Origin of the sequence: Actinoallomurus liliacearum (assembly GCF_039542035.1) — a bacterium.
In the GTDB taxonomy this organism is placed as follows: domain Bacteria; phylum Actinomycetota; class Actinomycetes; order Streptosporangiales; family Streptosporangiaceae; genus Actinoallomurus; species Actinoallomurus liliacearum.
This window is the reverse complement of record NZ_BAABHJ010000015.1, coordinates 14867-32583: the sequence shown is the minus strand read 5'-3', so window position 1 is coordinate 32583 and position 17717 is coordinate 14867. Positions and strand designations below refer to the sequence as shown.

16 protein-coding genes are annotated in these 17717 nt (G+C 71.5%); 11 read left to right on the top strand and 5 right to left on the bottom strand.

The genetic code is table 11. The annotated features are described in order from the left end of the window. Window positions 1–10: 10 nt before the first annotated feature. Window positions 11–664 carry a class I SAM-dependent methyltransferase gene (locus ABD978_RS22420; RefSeq protein ID WP_345357721.1) on the top strand — a complete coding sequence of 218 codons (654 nt, stop codon included), beginning with the start codon at window positions 11–13 and terminating at the stop codon, window positions 662–664. Window positions 665–673: 9 nt separating this feature from the next. Here ABD978_RS22420 and ABD978_RS22415 read toward each other — a convergent pair whose 3' ends face one another. Further along, on the bottom strand, window positions 674–850 hold the full coding sequence (locus tag ABD978_RS22415) for a hypothetical protein (RefSeq protein ID WP_345357718.1): 177 nt from the start codon (window positions 848–850) through the stop codon (window positions 674–676). Between the two features lie 181 nt (window positions 851–1031). Between ABD978_RS22415 and ABD978_RS22410 the strand changes: the two genes are divergently transcribed. Further along, complete coding sequence (locus ABD978_RS22410; RefSeq protein ID WP_345357715.1) at window positions 1032–1775, top strand: class I SAM-dependent methyltransferase; 744 nt, start codon at window positions 1032–1034, stop codon at window positions 1773–1775. A gap of 79 nt (window positions 1776–1854) precedes the next feature. Here the strand turns inward: ABD978_RS22410 and ABD978_RS22405 are convergent, their stop codons facing one another. Then, window positions 1855–2922 carry a polyprenyl synthetase family protein gene (locus ABD978_RS22405; RefSeq protein ID WP_345357712.1) on the bottom strand — a complete coding sequence of 356 codons (1068 nt, stop codon included), beginning with the start codon at window positions 2920–2922 and terminating at the stop codon, window positions 1855–1857. Between the two features lie 672 nt (window positions 2923–3594). Between ABD978_RS22405 and ABD978_RS22400 the strand changes: the two genes are divergently transcribed. From ABD978_RS22400 to ABD978_RS22370, 7 genes are all read left to right on the top strand, one after another. After that, window positions 3595–4950 (top strand): cytochrome P450, encoded by a 1356-nt coding sequence (locus ABD978_RS22400; RefSeq protein WP_345357709.1) that lies wholly within the window; start codon window positions 3595–3597, stop codon window positions 4948–4950. A 77-nt stretch (window positions 4951–5027) separates the two neighbouring features. After that, entirely contained in the window at window positions 5028–5921 is an 894-nt protein-coding gene (locus ABD978_RS22395; protein ID WP_345357706.1) for a terpene synthase family protein, read from the top strand. Then, window positions 5918–7555: a prenyltransferase/squalene oxidase repeat-containing protein gene (locus ABD978_RS22390; protein WP_345357703.1), complete on the top strand. Its 1638-nt coding sequence runs from the start codon at window positions 5918–5920 to the stop codon at window positions 7553–7555. Before ABD978_RS22395 ends, ABD978_RS22390 begins: the two co-directional genes overlap by 4 nt. A gap of 235 nt (window positions 7556–7790) precedes the next feature. Next, window positions 7791–10286 (top strand): sensor histidine kinase, encoded by a 2496-nt coding sequence (locus ABD978_RS22385; protein ID WP_345357700.1) that lies wholly within the window; start codon window positions 7791–7793, stop codon window positions 10284–10286. Window positions 10287–10297: 11 nt separating this feature from the next. After that, the gene (locus tag ABD978_RS22380; RefSeq protein WP_345357697.1) at window positions 10298–10711 is read left to right on the top strand and encodes a roadblock/LC7 domain-containing protein; all 414 of its coding nucleotides are present in this window, start codon (window positions 10298–10300) and stop codon (window positions 10709–10711) included. Window positions 10712–10713: 2 nt separating this feature from the next. After that, window positions 10714–11160, top strand: coding sequence for a DUF742 domain-containing protein (locus ABD978_RS22375; protein WP_345357856.1), 447 nt, complete (start codon window positions 10714–10716; stop codon window positions 11158–11160). Further along, complete coding sequence (locus ABD978_RS22370) at window positions 11141–11740, top strand: GTP-binding protein (protein ID WP_345357694.1); 600 nt, start codon at window positions 11141–11143, stop codon at window positions 11738–11740. The genes ABD978_RS22375 and ABD978_RS22370 overlap by 20 nt, the downstream gene beginning before the upstream one ends. A gap of 31 nt (window positions 11741–11771) precedes the next feature. Here the strand turns inward: ABD978_RS22370 and ABD978_RS22365 are convergent, their stop codons facing one another. From ABD978_RS22365 to ABD978_RS22355, 3 genes are all read right to left on the bottom strand, one after another. Further along, window positions 11772–12527 carry a zf-HC2 domain-containing protein gene (locus ABD978_RS22365; protein WP_345357691.1) on the bottom strand — a complete coding sequence of 252 codons (756 nt, stop codon included), beginning with the start codon at window positions 12525–12527 and terminating at the stop codon, window positions 11772–11774. Between the two features lie 133 nt (window positions 12528–12660). Beyond that, a complete protein-coding gene (locus tag ABD978_RS22360; protein WP_425550743.1) occupies window positions 12661–13239 on the bottom strand; it encodes a sigma-70 family RNA polymerase sigma factor in 579 nt (192 codons plus the stop codon). A 245-nt stretch (window positions 13240–13484) separates the two neighbouring features. After that, window positions 13485–14156, bottom strand: a complete 672-nt coding sequence (locus ABD978_RS22355; RefSeq protein WP_345357688.1) for a FadR/GntR family transcriptional regulator — start codon at window positions 14154–14156, stop codon at window positions 13485–13487. A gap of 238 nt (window positions 14157–14394) precedes the next feature. Between ABD978_RS22355 and ABD978_RS22350 the strand changes: the two genes are divergently transcribed. Beyond that, complete coding sequence (locus ABD978_RS22350; RefSeq protein ID WP_345357685.1) at window positions 14395–15402, top strand: chitinase; 1008 nt, start codon at window positions 14395–14397, stop codon at window positions 15400–15402. Window positions 15403–15626: 224 nt separating this feature from the next. Next, complete coding sequence (locus ABD978_RS22345) at window positions 15627–17663, top strand: PQQ-dependent sugar dehydrogenase (protein ID WP_345357682.1); 2037 nt, start codon at window positions 15627–15629, stop codon at window positions 17661–17663. The last annotated feature ends 54 nt before the right edge of the window (window positions 17664–17717 follow it).

Here is a 17717-nt window from a genome sequence, read left to right as displayed (position 1 = left end):
GGCCGTCGCGATGAACGTCGAAGAGCAGCGGGGGTACGCGCGGCGGCTGGCCGCCGAGTCGATCGCCGCGGGTGACGCCACGGGATGGTTCGAGCGGCTGTACGCGGCGGCCGACCGCGGGGAGGCGGCGGTGCCCTGGGCCGACCTGGCGCCCAACCCGATGCTGCGGGCGTGGGCGCGCCCGGGTTCGGATCGCGCCGTGGTCGTCGGCTGCGGGCTGGGCGACGACGCCGAGTACCTCGCCGGGCTCGGCCACCACGTGACCGCCTTCGACGTCTCCGAGTCCGCCGTCGCGCGTGCCCGCTCCCGTTTCCCGGACTCCCGCGTGGAGTACCACGCGGCGGACCTGCTCTCCCCTCCCCCGGAGTGGCGGCGGGCCTTCGACCTGGTCGTCGAGAGCTACACCGTCCAGGTGCTGCGCGGGGAGGCGCGGAGGCGCGCCATCGCCGGCGTCGCCGACCTGGTCGCCCCGGGCGGGACCCTGCTCGTCATCGCGCGCGCCAGGGAGGAGAGCGACGATCCGGGCCGGATGCCCTGGCCGCTGACCCGCGCCGAGGTCGAGTCGTTCCCCCTGCCCGCCGTACGGATCGAGGACCTCTTCGACGACGAGGACCCGCCCGTACGCCGCTGGCGCGCGGAGTTCCGCAGGCCCGCCGGATCCTGAACCTCCGGGTCACGCGACCGGCGAGTCTCCGGTGACCTCCCGCAGGATCACGCGCGCCTCCTCGGGATAGCTCTCGATCAGCCGCCGCAGCTCGCCCAGATCCGCGAGGCGGCTCGCCCGCCCGACCGTCGGCAGCGCAAGGACGCTGCGGAACTCCTGAAGCGCCCGGGCGAGGTCGTCGTTCACGCGAGCCGTGCCCGGGACGCGGCGGGCCGACTATGCGCACGAGACAGTGCAGCCACATTAAGTAGTCAACTCGCTACTTTCAGTATACGCAAGCATCCTGTCGCTCTGTTCATAATGTGAGACGATTCTTCTTGTAATGTGAGATAGTCGCTAAGGTGATCGGCGAGAAGGGGTGATCACCGTGATCAGAGAATGGGACGCCGCGACGTACGACTCCCTCCCGCTGCCGCATCTGCGCTGGGGCCGGCGCACCCTCGAGCGGCTGCCGTTGACCGGCGCCGAGACGGTGCTGGAGGCCGGCTGCGGCACCGGCCGCGACACGGAGGCGCTGCTGGAACTGCTGCCGCGGGGACGCGTCATCGCGGTGGACGGATCGGCACGGATGCTGGACCGGCTCCGCGACAGGCTCGCGGACCGCCTCGACCGGGTCGACATGCATCAGGCCGACCTCACCCGGCCGTTGCCGATCACAGGCGCCGACGCCGCGTTCAGCGTCGCGACCTTCCACTGGATCCACGAACACGACACACTGTTCGCGAACATCGCGCGGGCGCTTCGGCCGGGTGCGCCGTTCGTCGCCGACTGCGGTGGGCACGGCAACGTCGCCCGGGTGCGGGCGGCCCTGGCGAAGGTCACCGGAGAGGAGCCCCAGACGTGGAACTTCGCCGGCGCGGAGGAGACCCGGCGGCGCCTGGAGGCGGCCGGCTTCACCGACGTCGAGGTCGCCCTCGTACCGGACCCGGCCCGGCTGGAGGCGGGCGAGCAGTTCGAGAGCTACCTGACCACCGTGGTCCTCGGCGCACAGCTCGACCGGCTCCCGGCCGCCGAGCACCGCGACTTCGTGCGGGCGGTCGCCGCGGAGCTGCCCGAGCCGGTGGTCGACTACGTACGCCTCGAGTTCTCGGCGCGGCGCGCCGGGAGCTGATCGACGCGGTCGCGGCGGCGACTCTCGCCGGCGGACGAGTCGCCGCCTTTACGTTGTAGATCATTAAGCTCGACGCCGGTCAGCGGGCTCGGTCGAGGAGAAGACCGAAGAGCACCGCGAGGTCCTCGGCGGCGGGGCCGCCCACGCCTTCGGCGTGGAGGACGTGGAGCGCCCGGCGCAGGCAGGCGGCGGCCCGCTCCCGGGTCCGCCTCCGTCCACCGGCGTCCTCGATCAGGTTCCGTGCCAGCTCGAGCTCCTCCTCGCCGGTGAGCGGCGCCGCGAGGACCTCCTCCAGCCGCCGCGCGGCCGGCGTGCCGGATTCCAGCGCGGCGAGGACCGGCAGGGTCTTCTTGCCGCGCCGCAGGTCACTCGACGCGGGCTTGCCGGTGACGGAGGGATCGCCCCAGATGCCGAGAAGGTCGTCCGTCATCTGGAAGGCCAGACCGAGTTGCCGTCCCATCACCGCGATCCGCTCCGCCCGCTCCGGCGGGCCCCCGCCGAGCAGGCACCCGATCGCCGCGGCGCAGCCGAGCAGCGCACCCGTCTTGGCCTCCGCCATCGCGACGTACTCCTCGACCGTGACCGCGTCCCGCCCGGTCCAGGGCCGGCCCTCGAAGGCGATGTCCTCGGCCTGACCGTGCACCAGCTCGATGAGCGTGGCCGACAACCGCTCCATGGCGGCCGCCGCGCCGGGCCCCGGCACCCGGGCCAGCGTCGCCATCGCCAGGGCGAGGAGCGCGTCGCCGGTCAGGATGGCGGGCCCGACCCCGTAGGCGCGCCACACCGACGCGCGGTGCCGACGACGCTCGTCGCCGTCCATGATGTCGTCGTGCACGAGGGAGAAGGCGTGCACCAGCTCGACCGCGACCGCGCCGGCCAGCGCCGAATCGGCGGGCGCTCCGGCCGCTCCGGCGCACAGCAGCACGAGCGCGGGCCGGAGGCCCTTGCCGCCGGTCGCCGGGCTCCCGCCCGACGGCCGTCCGTCGCGGCCGGCCCAGCCGAAGGCGTACGCCGCCATCCGGGCCGGCCAGGGATGCAACGTCTCGACCGCCGCCCGCAGGGCCGGGGCGGCCAGCGAACTCCAACGGGACAGGATCACGGCGGCGTCGTCACCGGCCTCCGCCGGCGGGGAGACGTCGAGAGGCATACGGGGTCCGTTCCGCGGCCAAGGTAGGAAGATCGACGAACTACGCATTCCCGACAGTTGGACAGGCCCAAACCTGGGTTTCGCTGAGAAGAAAATCACACTCCGCACCCCGGCGAGCGCGGGCCGTGGGACTCCAGCCCCTCTGGCACCCGCCGCGCACTCCCGCCCGCACCGCCCTTCCGTCTCCGGCCACGCCCGCGGCCACGCCTCCCGCGGGCCCGTTCGCGCTGCTCAGCGCGGACCGCGCCGCGTCGGCTCCGTCGCGTCATTCGGGTCCGCCCGGAACGCCGACCGCTCTCCGCGCGCCCCTTCGAGCCGCCCCGGAGACCGGCACCGTCTCCGGCGTTCCGCCCCTCCCCGGCGCTCCCGACGAACGAGGTAACGACATCCTTACCTTATAGTTAGTAGCGTCATGTGTACGACTCATGTGACATTTCGGATCGCTGACCACAAAGAGGCGAGGATTGGCGTGTTAAACGAGGCATCGGCCGCAACGGCGGCCTGAATTCCGTCTTCCCTGCTCGGCTGACACCCTCCTGACCAGACAGGACTCGATCGCCGCGCCTCCTTTATCGATCACGACGGCGAAACTCCCCGGCGTCGATCCGCCATTCCCGGATTCCGCCATCGACTTTCCAGATTGGGACGACTGTGACGTCGACCGACGCTCGAATGCCCAGACCACGGGACGCGAAGACCATTTCCTCGTTCCGCTTTCTCCCGGCACTGCTGCGCGATCCCGTTCAGGCGACGGACGAGGTCGGCAGGATCTCCGATGGCGACATCGTGCGACTGGGCGTCGTCGGACCGTTCCGCCCTTACCTGGTGACCCATCCCGACCATGTGCAGCACGTCCTCCGCGATCACGCCGACAACTACCGTCGCGAGGGTCTGCTGTGGAAGCCGCTCAGCCGGCTGGTCGGCGAGCCCTCGGGCGCGGACCCGGCGTGGGCGCTCAAGAAGGGCGCCTACCAGGCCATGTTCTCCGGTCCGAACATCGCTTCCTTCACGGACGACGTGGCCAGGGCCATCGTCGAGGCCGTCGACGAGCTCGCCGACCGGGCGGTCGACCGCCCGGTCGACGCCGCCGACGAGATGACCCGGCTGGTCTATCGGGCGATCACGCGCGTCATCGTCGGCGACAAGATGCCCCTCGACCAGATCGACGAACTCGGCCGGGTGCTGGCGACCGCGACGACGTCCTCCTTCCGCTCGCGGATGCTGCTCCCGTTCGTGCCGTTCTGGGTGCCGCTCCCGGGTGACCGCGCGTTCCGCCGCGCCGTCCAGGCGGTCGACGACCTGATCTTTCCGATCGTCCGCGACTCCCGCCGACGGGGCGCGGACGGCGGCGACATCGTCTCCCGGCTCATCCGGGCGCGCGACGAGAACGGCAACGGCCTCGACGAGCAGAACATCCGCGACGGGGTGGTCGCCCTGTTCGTGGCCGCGACGGAGACCTCGGTGAGCATCCTGTCCTTCCTCTGGATGGTGCTCGACTCCCGGCCGGACATCGCCGCCAAGCTCTACGCGGAGATCGACCGGGTGGTCGGGACGGATCACCCGAGGCGCGCCCACCTGTCCGAGCTGCGGTACGCCAAAATGGTCACCCAAGAGGTACTGCGGCTCTACAGCCCGGGGTGGATCATTCCCCGAACCGTCGTCGCGGACGACGTCATCGACGGCGTCCGCATTCGAAAGGGATCGATCCTCGTCATCAGTCCCTATCTCACGCACCGGCTGGCCGATGTGTGGCCCGATCCGCGGGTCTTCGACCCCGAGCGATTCGCGCCCGGGCAGTCGCGGCACCGGTTCGCGTTCCTCACCTTCAGCGGCGGCCCGCACCAGTGCGTCGGCAGTTACTTCTTCACCATCGAGGCACAGCTCATCATGGCGGCGATGCTGAGCCGGTTCGAGCCGGTGATCCACGGCTCACCGTCGATCGAGCCCCGGCTCGGGCTGACCCTGAAGCCGAGCGAGCGGATCCAGTTCCTGCTGCGTCCTCGCGGCCGCGTCACCTCGAACGTCTGAGGCGCGCTCATGACCGAGCGAAGCGAGGGAATCGGTGAGCAGAGCACCTTGGTCATGAGGCCGACGAAGGAGGCCTCATGACTCTTTCCGACATCAGTGGCACGGTCCTGCCCGCCGTCGAGAGCGGGCGGGTCTGCGCCGTCGCCGGCCGCGCCCAGCGCGAGGCGCGAGAGTGGACCGCGCGCTACGAGGGCCTGTTCGGCGCCGAGCCGTTCGACGCCACTCTGTTCAACACCGTCTGCCTCCGCACGGCGTTCAGCGCGCCGTGGCTCGGCGCGGCCGAGCTTCGGATGACGAACCGCGTCGCCGTCTGGAGCTCCGGCGTCGAGCGGCTCATCGGCCATGCCGCGACGCCCCGGGCCGAGGTGCGGAACGTGGTCGAGCGGTGCCTGGCGGTCGCCGACGGCGCGCCGGCCCCGGACGGCGACGACCTGGCCCGTGCCCTCGCCGACATCCGCGACGACCTCGCGTCGTCGCCCGCGTTCCCCGCGCTGCGGGACGTCTGGCGCGAGGAGCTGCGCCGCTTCCTCACCGCGATGACGCTCGAGCGGGACGGGAACGCGGCCCGCGCGGACGGCTCCGCGCCCGGCTTCGCGGACCGCCTGGAGAACACCGACGACCTCGGCTTCTCGTTCGCGTTCGTCTCGCACTGGGCGGCCACCGCCGAGGCGCCCCGGGCCGAGGACGTTCCCGCCATCATGGCGGCGAGCCGGGAGGCCCAGCGGACCATGCGCCTGATCGACGACCTGGGCACCTACGAACGTGACCTGTCCCGGGGCGACCTGAACGCGCTGGTGCCCGGGGTCACCGAGGGCGAGGTACGGGACCACCTCGCCGCGGTCGGCGCGCGGTTCCGGGCGCTCCTCGACCCGCTGCGCGCCGGTCACCCGCACCTGGCCGCGTACATGGAACGCCAGGTCGACTTCTGCGAGGGGTTCCAGGAGCCCACCGACCAACGGGAGGCCCTGTGACGGTCGGCGGGGACCCGTCCGCGCGCACGATCGAGCAGGCCGGCCCGGCGGCGCCGGACGTCACGGCGGCGGCCGCCGACCTGATGGCGGGGCTGGCGGCGACGCCCTGGGGCCAGGTCTCCCCCTCGGTGTACGAGACGGGACGGCTCGTGGCCCTGGCGCCCTGGCTGGTGGGCCACACCCGGCGGCTCGACTTCCTGCTGGCGGCGCAGCGGCCGGACGGGGGCTGGGGCGGACCGGACGGCTACGCCGTCGTCCCCACGCTGAGCGCGACCGACGCGCTGCTGGCCGAGCTCCGCCGGTCGGGCGGCGACCACGACCGTACGGATCTGGCCCGGGCCGCCGACCGGGGGCTGACTGCGCTGTCTCGGCTGGCCGACGAGCTGGACGGCCGGACGATGCCGGACATGCCCGCCGCCGACCTCATCGCGGCCGCGCTCGTCGAGTCCATCGACCGGGCCCTGGCGGGTCCCGTCCCGGGGGTCGCGGGCGGGCCGGCCGGTGGGCGTCCGCGCACGCCGCGCGGGCTGGACGGCACCAAGCGGCTCTCCGCCGTACGCGCGATGCTCGGCGCGGGGGCCGCGGCGCCGGAGAAGCTCCTTCACGCCCTGGAGGCGGTGGGCGGGGACGCGCGCGGCGTCCCGGCGGCGCGCCCAGGCCCGACGGGGATCGTCGGCGCCTCGCCGGCCGCCACCGCGGCCTGGCTCGGCGGGGAGGCGCCCGTCCCGGAGGACCCCGCCCGGCGGTTCCTGGAGATGGTGGTCGAGCAGCATGGCGGCCCGGTGCCCTGCGGGCTGCCGATCACGGTGTTCGAGCGCGCCTGGGTGATCACCACCCTCGTACGGGCCGGGATCGGCGTGACCGTGCCGCCCACCGTCCTCTCCAGTCTGCGGCAGGCCCTCGACCCGGCCGGGACGCCCGCCGGGGAAGGACTGCCGGCCGACGCGGACACCACGGCCGGGGCGCTGTACGCGCTCGGCCTGCTCGGCCTGCCGTTCGGGCTGGACGGCCTGGAGCCGTACCGGATGGAGAAGCACTTCTGCACGTGGCAGGGTGAGGACGGGTTCTCCGTCAGCACCAACGCCCACGTCCTGGAGGCGTTCGGGCAGTACCTCGTCCGGCGCCCGGACTCCCCGCCGCGGATCGCGGAGGTCGTCCCCGGGCTGGCGGCGCTGCTGCGCGACCATCAGCGGGCCGACGGGAGCTGGCACGACCGGTGGCACGCCTCGCCGTACTACGCCACCGCGTGCTGCGCGCTCGCCCTGGGCCGGTTCGGCGGCGACCGCGCGCGGGCGACGGTCCGGCGCGCCGTGCGGTGGCTGCTCGCGACCCAGCGCGCCGACGGTTCGTGGGGCCGGTGGGAGGGCACCGCGGAGGAGACCGCCTACGCGACGCAGGTCCTGCTCCTGGTCGGACCAGACGACGGCGCCTGCCGGGCCACGGCGGCGCGCGGATACGCCTACCTGGTCCGGTCCGGGGATTCGGGAGGGGACGGTCCGGCGCTCTGGCACGACAAGGACCTCTACCGGCCGACGGCGATCGTACGGGCGGCGGTCCTGGCCGCGGTGCGTCTTGCGCGGCGCGATCCCGGAGTGATGGCGCTGGTCCGGGAGGACACGGCGATCGGCGACTGACGGCCCCGCCCCGTTTCGAGGCAAACGATTCCGACACTAGCGAACAAATCGCCACATAAACGGTCAAACGCTGCGCGTTCTCTGTAATTGCAGTCTGTAAGTCATCCATTGCTAAAGTGCGACGGGCGTTGATCGGCGCGACGGTGCCGTGAGGCGTTTCGACATCGGGTGCCGGCACCGTCCATACCTTCGCGACGGGCTGCGGATCCCTGAGGATCTCGTTTGGAACTGGTGGATGCGCTTTCGTAACTCGCGTCTTCGCACGAAGATCACCGCACTTCTCGTGTCGCTCGCCGCGCTGTGGGCCTTCGCCGCCTGGGTCACGCTGCGGGACGGTCTGAACCTCCTTGGCGTCAACACCATCGACCAGAAGATCAGCCGGCCCGGCGTGACCTTGGTCACCGCGCTGCAGCAGGAGCGCCGGCTGTCCATGGTGTACCTGGGCCGGCCCGGGGCCGCGCAGCGGCAGGCCCTGGACGCCCAGCGGCCCCGCACCGACGTCGCCGCGAGGCGGTTCCGGTCCCTCGCCGCCGGCGGTGACGTCTCCCGCGTCGCGAGCTCCGTCCTCAAGGCGCGGATCAAGGACTCCTTCGCCAAGCTCGACGACCTCGGGATGAGCCGTCAGTCGATCGACACCCGGCTGGTGCAGCGCGACCGGGCGACGGTGGCCTTCGACGACATCATCGACGCCGCCTTCCGGATCTACCGCGCGGCGGGCGCCCTCAGCGACCAGGGAGTCGCCGCGGACAGCCGCACGCTGGTCTCGATGACCTGGGCGAAGGAGGTCCTCTCCCGGGAGGACGCGCTCCTCGCCGGGTCCCTCGCGGCGGGCCGCTTCACCGGCACCGAGCACGCGCAGTACGCCGAGCTGGTGGGCGCGCAGCGGCTGCTCCACGAGCAGGCCGCGGCGGAGCTGCCCGCGGCCGACCGCGCCCGGTACGACCGGCTGACCAAGAACGCCGAATTCGTCCGGTTCCGTCAGATGGAGGACCGGCTGGTGGAGAAGGGACGGACGGGCGCGCGCCCGCCCGTCTCGGCCGCGCAGTGGCAGACGACCGTACAGCCGATCATGGCCCAGCTGGAGAAGCTGACCCTCGACGCCGGAAACGAGCTGGTGGACCGCGCCGAACCGGTCGCCATCGGCGTCATGGTCCGGCTCGCCCTGGCGGGCGGCCTCGGCCTCATCGCGGTCATCGCGTCCGTGGTCGTGTCCATCACCACGACCCGCGCCCTCCTCCGGCAGCTGGAGAAGCTGCGCAACGCCGCGCTCGAACTGGCCGACCAGCGCCTGCCCGGCGTCGTGGAACGGCTCGGCCACGGCGAGAACGTGGACGTCGCCGCCGAGGCGCCGCCCCTGGTGTTCGGCAACGACGAGATCGGTCAGGTCGGCCACGCGTTCAACACGGTCCAGGAGACCGCGATCCGTACCGCGGTCGAGCAGGCCGAGCTGCGGCGCGGGTTCCGCGACATCCTGCTCAGCCTCGCCCGCCGGTCCCAGGCCCTCGTCCACCGGCAGCTCACCCTCCTCGACGAGATGGAGCGCCGGAACGACGACCCGAAGGACCTGGAGGAGCTCTTCCGCGTCGACCACCTCGCGACCCGGATGCGGCGCAACGCCGAGAACCTCATCGTCCTGTCCGGCTCCACCCCCGCCCGCGGCTGGCGTCGCCCCGTCCCGATGATCGACGTCGTACGGTCCGCCGTGGCCGAGGTCGAGGACTACACCCGGGTGACCGTCGCCTCGACCATCGGCGACGTCTCGCTGGCCGGCCGGTCCGTCGGCGACATCGTCCACCTGCTCGCCGAGCTGATCGAGAACGCGCTCTCCTACTCCCCGCCCTACACCCAGGTCGAGATCAGCGGCCGCAAGGTCGCCAAGGGCTACGTCATCGAGATCGAGGACCACGGCCTCGGCATGACCGACGAGCTGCTGGCGTCCCTCAACGACCGGATCAGCGACCCGCCCGAGTTCAACCTGTCGAGCTCGGTGCACCTCGGGCTGTACGTCGTCGGCCGGCTGGCCGAGCGCTACGACGTGCGGGTCTCGCTCAAGCACTCGTCGTACGGCGGGACCACCGCGGTCGCGCTGATCCCCCGTGAGCTGATCAGCGAGACGGCGCCCGACGACGCCGCGCCGAAGAAGAGCACCCGGGTCCTGGCCGAGAGCCGGCCCGTCGCGATCGGCGCCGCCGCGCCCGCGGCCACCGCGACCGCCATGGCGACCGCCGTCTCCCCTGTCCTGTCCTCCGACGAATCCCACGATGCCGATGACGAGTCCAGCACCGGTCCCGGCGACGAGCCCCAGGAGCGGACCCCCGACGGCTTCCCGCGGAGACGGCGGAAGAGCCCGAGCCGCCGTCCGACCGGCCGGTCGACGGGGCGCACGGTGGCGCCCGTGACAGCGCTCGCACCGCTACCACGGGACAGCCCCGAGACGGTCCCGGAGGAGAGGAACGACGAGCCGACGCCCGCCGCCGATGCGTCGACCACGCCCTCGGGACTGCCGATCCGCGTTCCCCAGGCGAACATCGCCGCCCCGCTGCGGACGGACGGGCCGACCGTCGTCGCGGGGAACGAGGACAGGAACGTCGGCGACGGCCGATCACCCGAGAAACTTCGCAGGTCCATCAGCGGCCTGCAGGCCGGCACCCGGCGTGGCAGAGCCGAGGCGACCAGGTTCCAGCGGGGCGCCGACCCCGAAGACGACCCGACCGCAGACGAAGAAGCGTAGAAGGACTAGTAGTGGCGCAGAAGACAGAACCTCCCGCCGAACTGGCCTGGTTGCTCGACGACCTCGTCAAGCGCGTCAAGGAGGCGAGGCACGCGATCGTCCTGTCCGCCGACGGCCTGCTCATGGCCGCGTCGAAGGACTTCGACCAGGACGACGCCGAGCACCTGTCCGCGGTCGCGGCCGGTATCCAGTCCCTGGCCAAGGGGGTGGGCGAACGCTTCGACGGCGGTCCCGTGCTCCAGACCATCGTCGAGATGCGCTCGGCCTACCTCCTCGTGACCGTCGCCGGCCAGGGCGCCTGTCTCGCGGTCCTCAGCAGCGAGGAGGCCGACATCGGCCTGATCGCGTACGAGATGGAGATGCTCGTCACCGGACTCGGCCACCACCTCACGGCCGCGTCCCGCTCCGCGGACCCGGTGCCGTGACCATGACCAACGACCCGTCCGAGCAGGACCCGAGGAACGTTCCAGACGCCACGTCCGAAGGCACCCCCGTGGAGGGGGACGCCCACGAACGATGGCTCGACGAGCAGGCCGGGCCGCTCGTCCGTCCGTACGTCATGACCCGCGGCCGCACGGAACCGGTGCACGGCGAGTTCGACCTCATCACGATGGTCGTGGCGACGGGGCTGCCCCCGGCCCCGGAGCTCGGCCTGGACCCCGAGCACCAGGCCGTCGTCCGGCTCTGTGACGAGCCGATGTCGGTGGCCGAGATCGCGGGGCACCTGAACCTTCCGACCGTCACCGTCCGCGTTCTTCTCGGCGACCTGCTCGCCAAGGGCCTCATCTCGGTCGAGGACCCGCAGACGGAGGCCGAGCTGGCGGACGACGACGACCTGTACCTGGCGGTGATCGATGGACTCAAGGCGCTTTGATCGACGGGGCCGGAGACTGCCGAAGGCGATCAAGATAGTGGTCGCCGGCGGCTTCGGCGCGGGAAAGACGACGCTGGTCGGCGCCGTCTCCGAGACCAAACCCCTACGGACCGAGGAGCTCCTCACCGACAAGAGCGTGGGCGTCGACGACGTCGCGGGAGTCGAGGCGAAGGCCACGACGACGGTCGCGATGGACTTCGGGCGCATCACGATCAAGGATGAGTTCGTGCTCTACCTCTTCGGCACGCCCGGCCAGGAGAGATTCTGGTTCATGTGGGACGAGATCTCGCTCGGGACGCTCGGCGCGGTCGTCCTCGCCGACACCCGGCGGCTCGCCGACTGTTTCCCGGCGGTCGACTACTTCGAACGGCGCGGCACGCCGTTCATCGTCGCGGTGAACTGCTTCGACGGTGCCCGGCGGTTCGAGCTGGACGAGGTGGAGATGGCGCTCAACCTCGGGGAGCACGTGCCGATCGTGCTGTGCGACGCACGGGACAGGGAGTCCTGCAAGAACGTCCTGGTGACACTCGTCCAGCACGCCATGAAGACGCGGAAACAGAAACGACCCGTCAAGGTGTAGCCACCGGGCCCGGCCCCGCCGGGCCCGCGGGTCAGACGGGGATGCTGAGGAGGGTGCCGCCGCCCTCCACCTCCACGTCGAACCTGCCCAGGTCCTGGCGCGGGACGGCCGTACCGCCGTGGACCTGGAGGTGGTCGGGCGAGCGCGGCAGGCCGTAGCCCCTGGGCGGCACGGCCCACTCGGTCACCACGTGCCGCTGCCCCGACCGGGTGACCGCGACGAGCCGGCAGGTGAGCGGGCCGCGGATGTCGCCGAGGTCGAGGGCGACGTGCGTGCCCCAGGCCTTGCGCTCCAGTGCCACGATGCCGCGCGCGCCGGTACGGGGATTCGCGGCCTCGTGCGTCTCCCCCCATCCGAGGAGGTCCGCCGGCAGGTTCTGGTGGTCGTGCGTCAGCACCGTGCCGTCGCCGCGCCCGGCCGCGGCGGCGCCGACGGCGGCCCCGCACGCCAGCAGCGCCAGACCGGCCGCCGTCCCCAGGATCGCGGTGCCCCGGCGCCGGCGCCGCGCGGCGACCCCGCGCCGGCGAAGCAGGCTCGTGACGTCGGCGGAGCCCGCGGCGTCCCCCGCCCCGGCCGAGCCGTGCCCGGCCGCCACCGTCCCCACTGTGTCCGGCGCCGGATGGAGGCCGACCAGCAGGTCCCGGAGGCCGGACAGGTCGGCCGCCTCGGTCGAACACGCGGGGCAGTCGGCGAGGTGGGTCTCGAAGGCCCGCCGGTCGCCCTCTTCGAGCAGGCCCAGGGCGTACGCGCCGACGTCGGTGTGCCGAGGAGTCCCCCGCCCGGTCACGAGTCCTCCTTCGTCGGAGGGGCGACTCGCAGGGGCTGCGTTTCCGGCTCCCTCGCTCCGCTCGGTCACGAGCCCTCCTTCGTCGGAGGGGCGACTCGCAGGGGCTGCTCTCCGGTTCCCTCGCTCCGCTCGGTCACGGCGTCACCCCCATCTCCTCGAGTACGACGCGCAGCGCCCGCAGTGCGTAGTAGACCCGTGACTTGACCGTTCCGACGGGGATGCCGAGAACCTCCGCGGCCTCGTTGACCGTGCGGTCGCGCAGGACCGTCTCGGTGAGCACCTCGCGGTGCGCGGGGCTGAGCGCCTTCAACGCCTCGGACACGACCACGCCGCGCAGCAGATCCTCCATGCCGTCCGGGGTCTGAAGCTTCTCGAGAGGGCCCTCGCCCGCCTCCTGGGGCCGTGCTCCTCTGCGGCGCCTCTCGTCGATGACGATACGGCGGGCGACCGTCGCCAGCCAAGGCATCAGGCTGGCCGCCTCCGCGTCGAGCTGGTCGAGGCTGCGCCACGCGCGGATCATCGTCTCCTGCACGATGTCCTCCGCCCACTGGCGGTCCCCGCCGGTGTGCCGGATCACGAAGGCGAGCAGCGGGTCGTGGTACTCCTGATACAGCCGAGCGATGATCAGCTCGTCGTCGGCGTCGGTCACCGGGCGCAGCGCGCGCAACCAGGTCCGTGCCTTCGTCCTGCCGCGCGCTCCGGGAAATGCCATGGCGGGGGTTCTCCGGGACGGTCGGGAGCGCGGTGGTCAACGATAGACCTCGCGGCGGCCGGATCGCGGGTGCCGCGCCGCGTACGCCGACTCGTCCATGGCCGTGCGGACCCACGGAGCGTGGCCGTGCCGATGCGGTCCCATCGTGATCCCTCCCGCGTGCCGGCGGTGGTGGAGCCGTCAGGCAGTACGGGTCCCGCCCGGGGCGGGGTTCAACGCCGGTACGGAGGAGGCGCGGCGGCGGGTCAGAGGGCCTTGCGCAGCCACTGCTCGACGCCGGCGACGTGCACGGTGGCCAGGGCGTGGGCGACTTCGGCCTGCCGGGCCGCCAGGGCGTCGAGGATGGCGTGGTGCTCGTCCAGAGTGCGCCGGAGCGCGCCCTCCTGGGTGAGCCCGCGCCACACGCGCGCCCGGATGGTCGGGCCGCAGAGGGTGTCGACGAGGGAGTACAGGACGGAGTTCCCGGCGGCTTCGGCGATGCGCCGGTGGAACTCCAGGTCGTTCTCGACGAGGTCCTCCACGGCGGACTCGTCGGTGACCTTCGCCAGGTGGTCTCGCAGGGCGTCGACGGTCTCGAGGCTGATCTGCCGCGCCGCCAGCGCCGTGGCGGCGGGCTCGAGAATCCGGCGTACCTCGAAGAACTCCAGGACGGTCTTGTCGTGGTGCAGGTCGACGATGAAGCTGAGTCCGTCGAGCAGCGCCTTCGGCTCGAGGCTGGTGACGTACGTGCCGTCGCCCTGCCGGACGTCGAGGATCCTGACCAGTGACAGTGCCCGGACGGCCTCCCGCAGGGAGTTGCGGGACAGCCCCAGCTGGGCCGCCAGGTCCGCCTCTTTGGGAAGCCGGTCACCAGGCCGCAGCTCACCCGACACGATCATGCCCTTGATCTTCTCGATCGCGTCGTCCGTGATCGGCATCGTCGCCCCTCCCCTACCGGCCCCTCCGGTGAACGCCACCGGATCGTCGCGCGTTCCCAGCCTGCCATGTGGCCCACACCGGCCACCCGCACGGCGGGGCTTGACATGGCCCGTCGGGTGGTATGACATCTACGGTCATAGGTTAGGAAGGTTTCCTAACCTATGACCGTTACTCGGACATTGCCTGCCGGGAGCGCGTCGGGGGCCGCGTACCGCGTCGGCGGAAGGAGCCCGACCCATGCCCATTGCCCCGCGCACCCTGCTCGTCGCCGCCGCCGCCGTGACGGCCGCCCAGATGGTCGCCACGCCCTGCCACGCCGATCCCGCCGCCCGCGACGCGGGCCCAAGCGCCGCCGCCTCCCCCGGCGTGGCCGTCGCCCCGTACGAGTACCTCGGCTGGGGGAATCCGCAGGCACCCGCCTCGGTGCTGTCCGCGACGGGTGTCAAGTGGCTCACCCTCGCCTTCGTCCTGTCGGACGGCGGCTGCAACCCGAAGTGGGACGGCAGCCGCTCGCTCACCGGCTCCGACAAGACGGCCATCAACTCCATCCGCTCCGCGGGCGGCGACGTCGTCGTCTCGTTCGGCGGCTGGAGCGGGAACAAGCTCGGCGAGCACTGCTCCAGCGCCTCCACCCTCGCCGGGGCGTACCAGAAGGTGATCGACGCCTATGGACTGAAGGCCATCGACATCGACATCGAGTCGACCGAGTTCTCCAACGGGACGGTGCAGCAGCGGGTCATCGACGCACTGAAGATCGTCAAGTCGAAGAACTCCGGGATCAAGACGTACATCACGTTCGGCACGACCCCCAGCGGCCCGGACTCCACCGGCAAGTCGCTGATCAACCGGGGCGCCAAGGCCGGGCTCGACAATGACGGCTGGACGATCATGCCGTTCGACTTCGGCAGCCACAGCGGCTCGATGGGCAGCGCCACGACGTCCGCCGCGGACGGGCTGAAGAACGCCGTCAAGAGCGCGTACGGCTACAGCGACTCGCAGGCCTACGCCCACATCGGGATCTCGTCGATGAACGGCAAGACCGACGAGTCCGACGAGACCGTGTCCACCGGCGACTTCCAGACGATCCTGTCGTACGCCAAGAGCCATCACATCGCGCGGCTCACCTTCTGGGCCGTCAACCGCGACCGCAAGTGCGGCTCCGGCGAGAGCGCCGGCGACTCGTGCAGCGGCGTCTCCCAGTCGGCCTACGCCTACTCCAAGATCTTCGCCCAGTACACGGGCTGACGCTCTCGCCCGGCGTGCCTCCGTGTGAGGCACGCCGGGCGACGACCAGGTGGATACATCCGATGTATGTGCCCACAGGCACACCTCGGTCCGGCCGCCTGACGACCAATCGAACACCCGGTGGAGCTGCATCTACCAAAATCCAACAAGCCATTGACAGCGGAAAAGTCGCTGTTAGATTTCCAGCAAAGATCCCATCTTTACCGCAGAGCGGCGGCAGGATCATGAAGAAAACCTTTGCCTGGCTCGGCGCGAGCGTGCTCGGCGCCGGGCTGTTGATCGCAACCTCCTCGGCGCACGCGGCCGCGCCCGTGCTGCTGAGCCAGAACAAACCCACGACGGCGTCCTCGGAAGGCGGATCGGGGTACGCCGCGAAGTACGCCGTCGACGGCGACACCTCCACGCGGTGGGCGAGCGTACGCGACTCCGACCCGCAGTGGATCTACGTCGACCTCGGCGCAACCGCCCAGATCAGCGAGGTCAAGCTGACCTGGGACGCCTCGTGCGCCACGGCGTACCGCGTGCAGACCTCCGGCGACCACTCCACCTGGACGGACGTCTACTCGACGACCTCCGGCGACGGCGGCACGGACGACCTGACCGGGCTGAAGGCGAGCGGCCGTTACGTCCGCGTATACGGCACGAAGCGCTGCCGGAACACCAGCAGCTACGGCTACTCCCTGCAGGAGCTGCAGGTCTACGGCGCGACGGGCGGCGACACCCAGGCGCCGACCACCCCGGGCGACGTCCACTCGACCGGAGTGACCAGCGACAGCGTCACACTCGCCTGGGACGCTTCGACCGACGACGTCGGCGTGGCCGCCTACGACATCTACAACGACGGCAACAAGATCTCCGAGGCCGCCGGCACCGCGACGAGCAAGACCATCACCGGGCTGACGCCGAAGACGCAGTACCGGCTGACGGTGTTCGCGCGGGATGCCGCGGGCAACGTGTCGCCCAGCAGCGCCACCGTCACGGTGACCACCGCGGCGACCGACGACACGCAGCCGCCGACCGCGCCGGCGAACCTGCGCTCCACCGGCGTGACGAGCGGCAGCGTCTCCCTGGCCTGGGACGCGTCCACCGACAACGTGGGCGTCACCGGCTACGACGTCTACAGCGGCGGCACGGCCATCGTCACCGGGGTCAAGACCACCTCCACGACGATCAACGGCCTGGCCGCGAACACCTCCTACACGTTCACCGTGAAGGCGAAGGACGCGGGCAACAACGTCTCCGACGCGAGCAACGCGGTGACGGTGAAGACGGGGGCCTCCTCCGGCGGCGGCGTGCCCTCGACCATCACCACCGTCTCGTCCGGCTGGACGATCCCCTGGGGGATGTCCTGGCTGCCGGACGGCTCCGCGCTGATCACCGAACGCGACTCCTTCAAGGTCTTCAAGCTCACCCAGAGCGGCACGAAGACCCAGGTCGGCACCGTGCCGAACGCCATGACGACCGACGGCGAGGGCGGCCTGCTGGGCATCGCGGTCTCGCCGAACTGGAACAACGACCACTACGTCTACATCATGCACACGGCCTCGGAGGGCAACCGGATCGTCCGGATGACCTACGACGGCAGCTCGCTGAGCGGCTACACGGTCCTCGTCCAGGGCATCAAGAAGAACCGCTACCACAACGGCGGGCGGCTGAAGTTCGGCCCGGACGGCTACCTGTACGCCACCACCGGCGAGGCGCAGACGCCGGACCTCGCGCAGGACAAGACCTCCCTGAACGGCAAGATCCTGCGGATGACCACGGACGGCAAGCCGGCCCCCGGCAACCCGTTCGGCACGCTCGTCTACAGCTACGGGCACCGCAACCCGCAGGGCATCACCTGGGACCCGCAGGGCCGCCTGTGGGAGGCGGAGTTCGGCAACAGCAAGTACGACGAGGTCAACCTCATCGAGCCGGGCAAGAACTACGGCTGGCCGACCTGTGAGGGGAAGTGCAGCACCTCCGGGATGACCAACCCGAAGGTGCAGTGGTCGGTGTCCCAGGCCTCGCCCAGCGACATCACGTACGCCGACGGCGCCCTGTACGTCGCGGCGCTGAAGGGCCAGCGGCTGTGGCGCGTCCCGGTCGACGGCACGACCACCGGCACGCCGGCGGCCTACTACGTGAACACGTACGGCCGACTGCGGACCGTGGAGACCATCCCCGGCAAGAACGCGCTGTGGCTGTCCACCACCAACTGCGACAACAACGGGAACCAGGCCGACGGCTCGGACAAGGTGTTCCGGATCGACCTGAAATAGCCCTCCCCCCGAATACGTGACCGCGTCCCCGGTGCGCCAGGGGCCCGGGGCGCG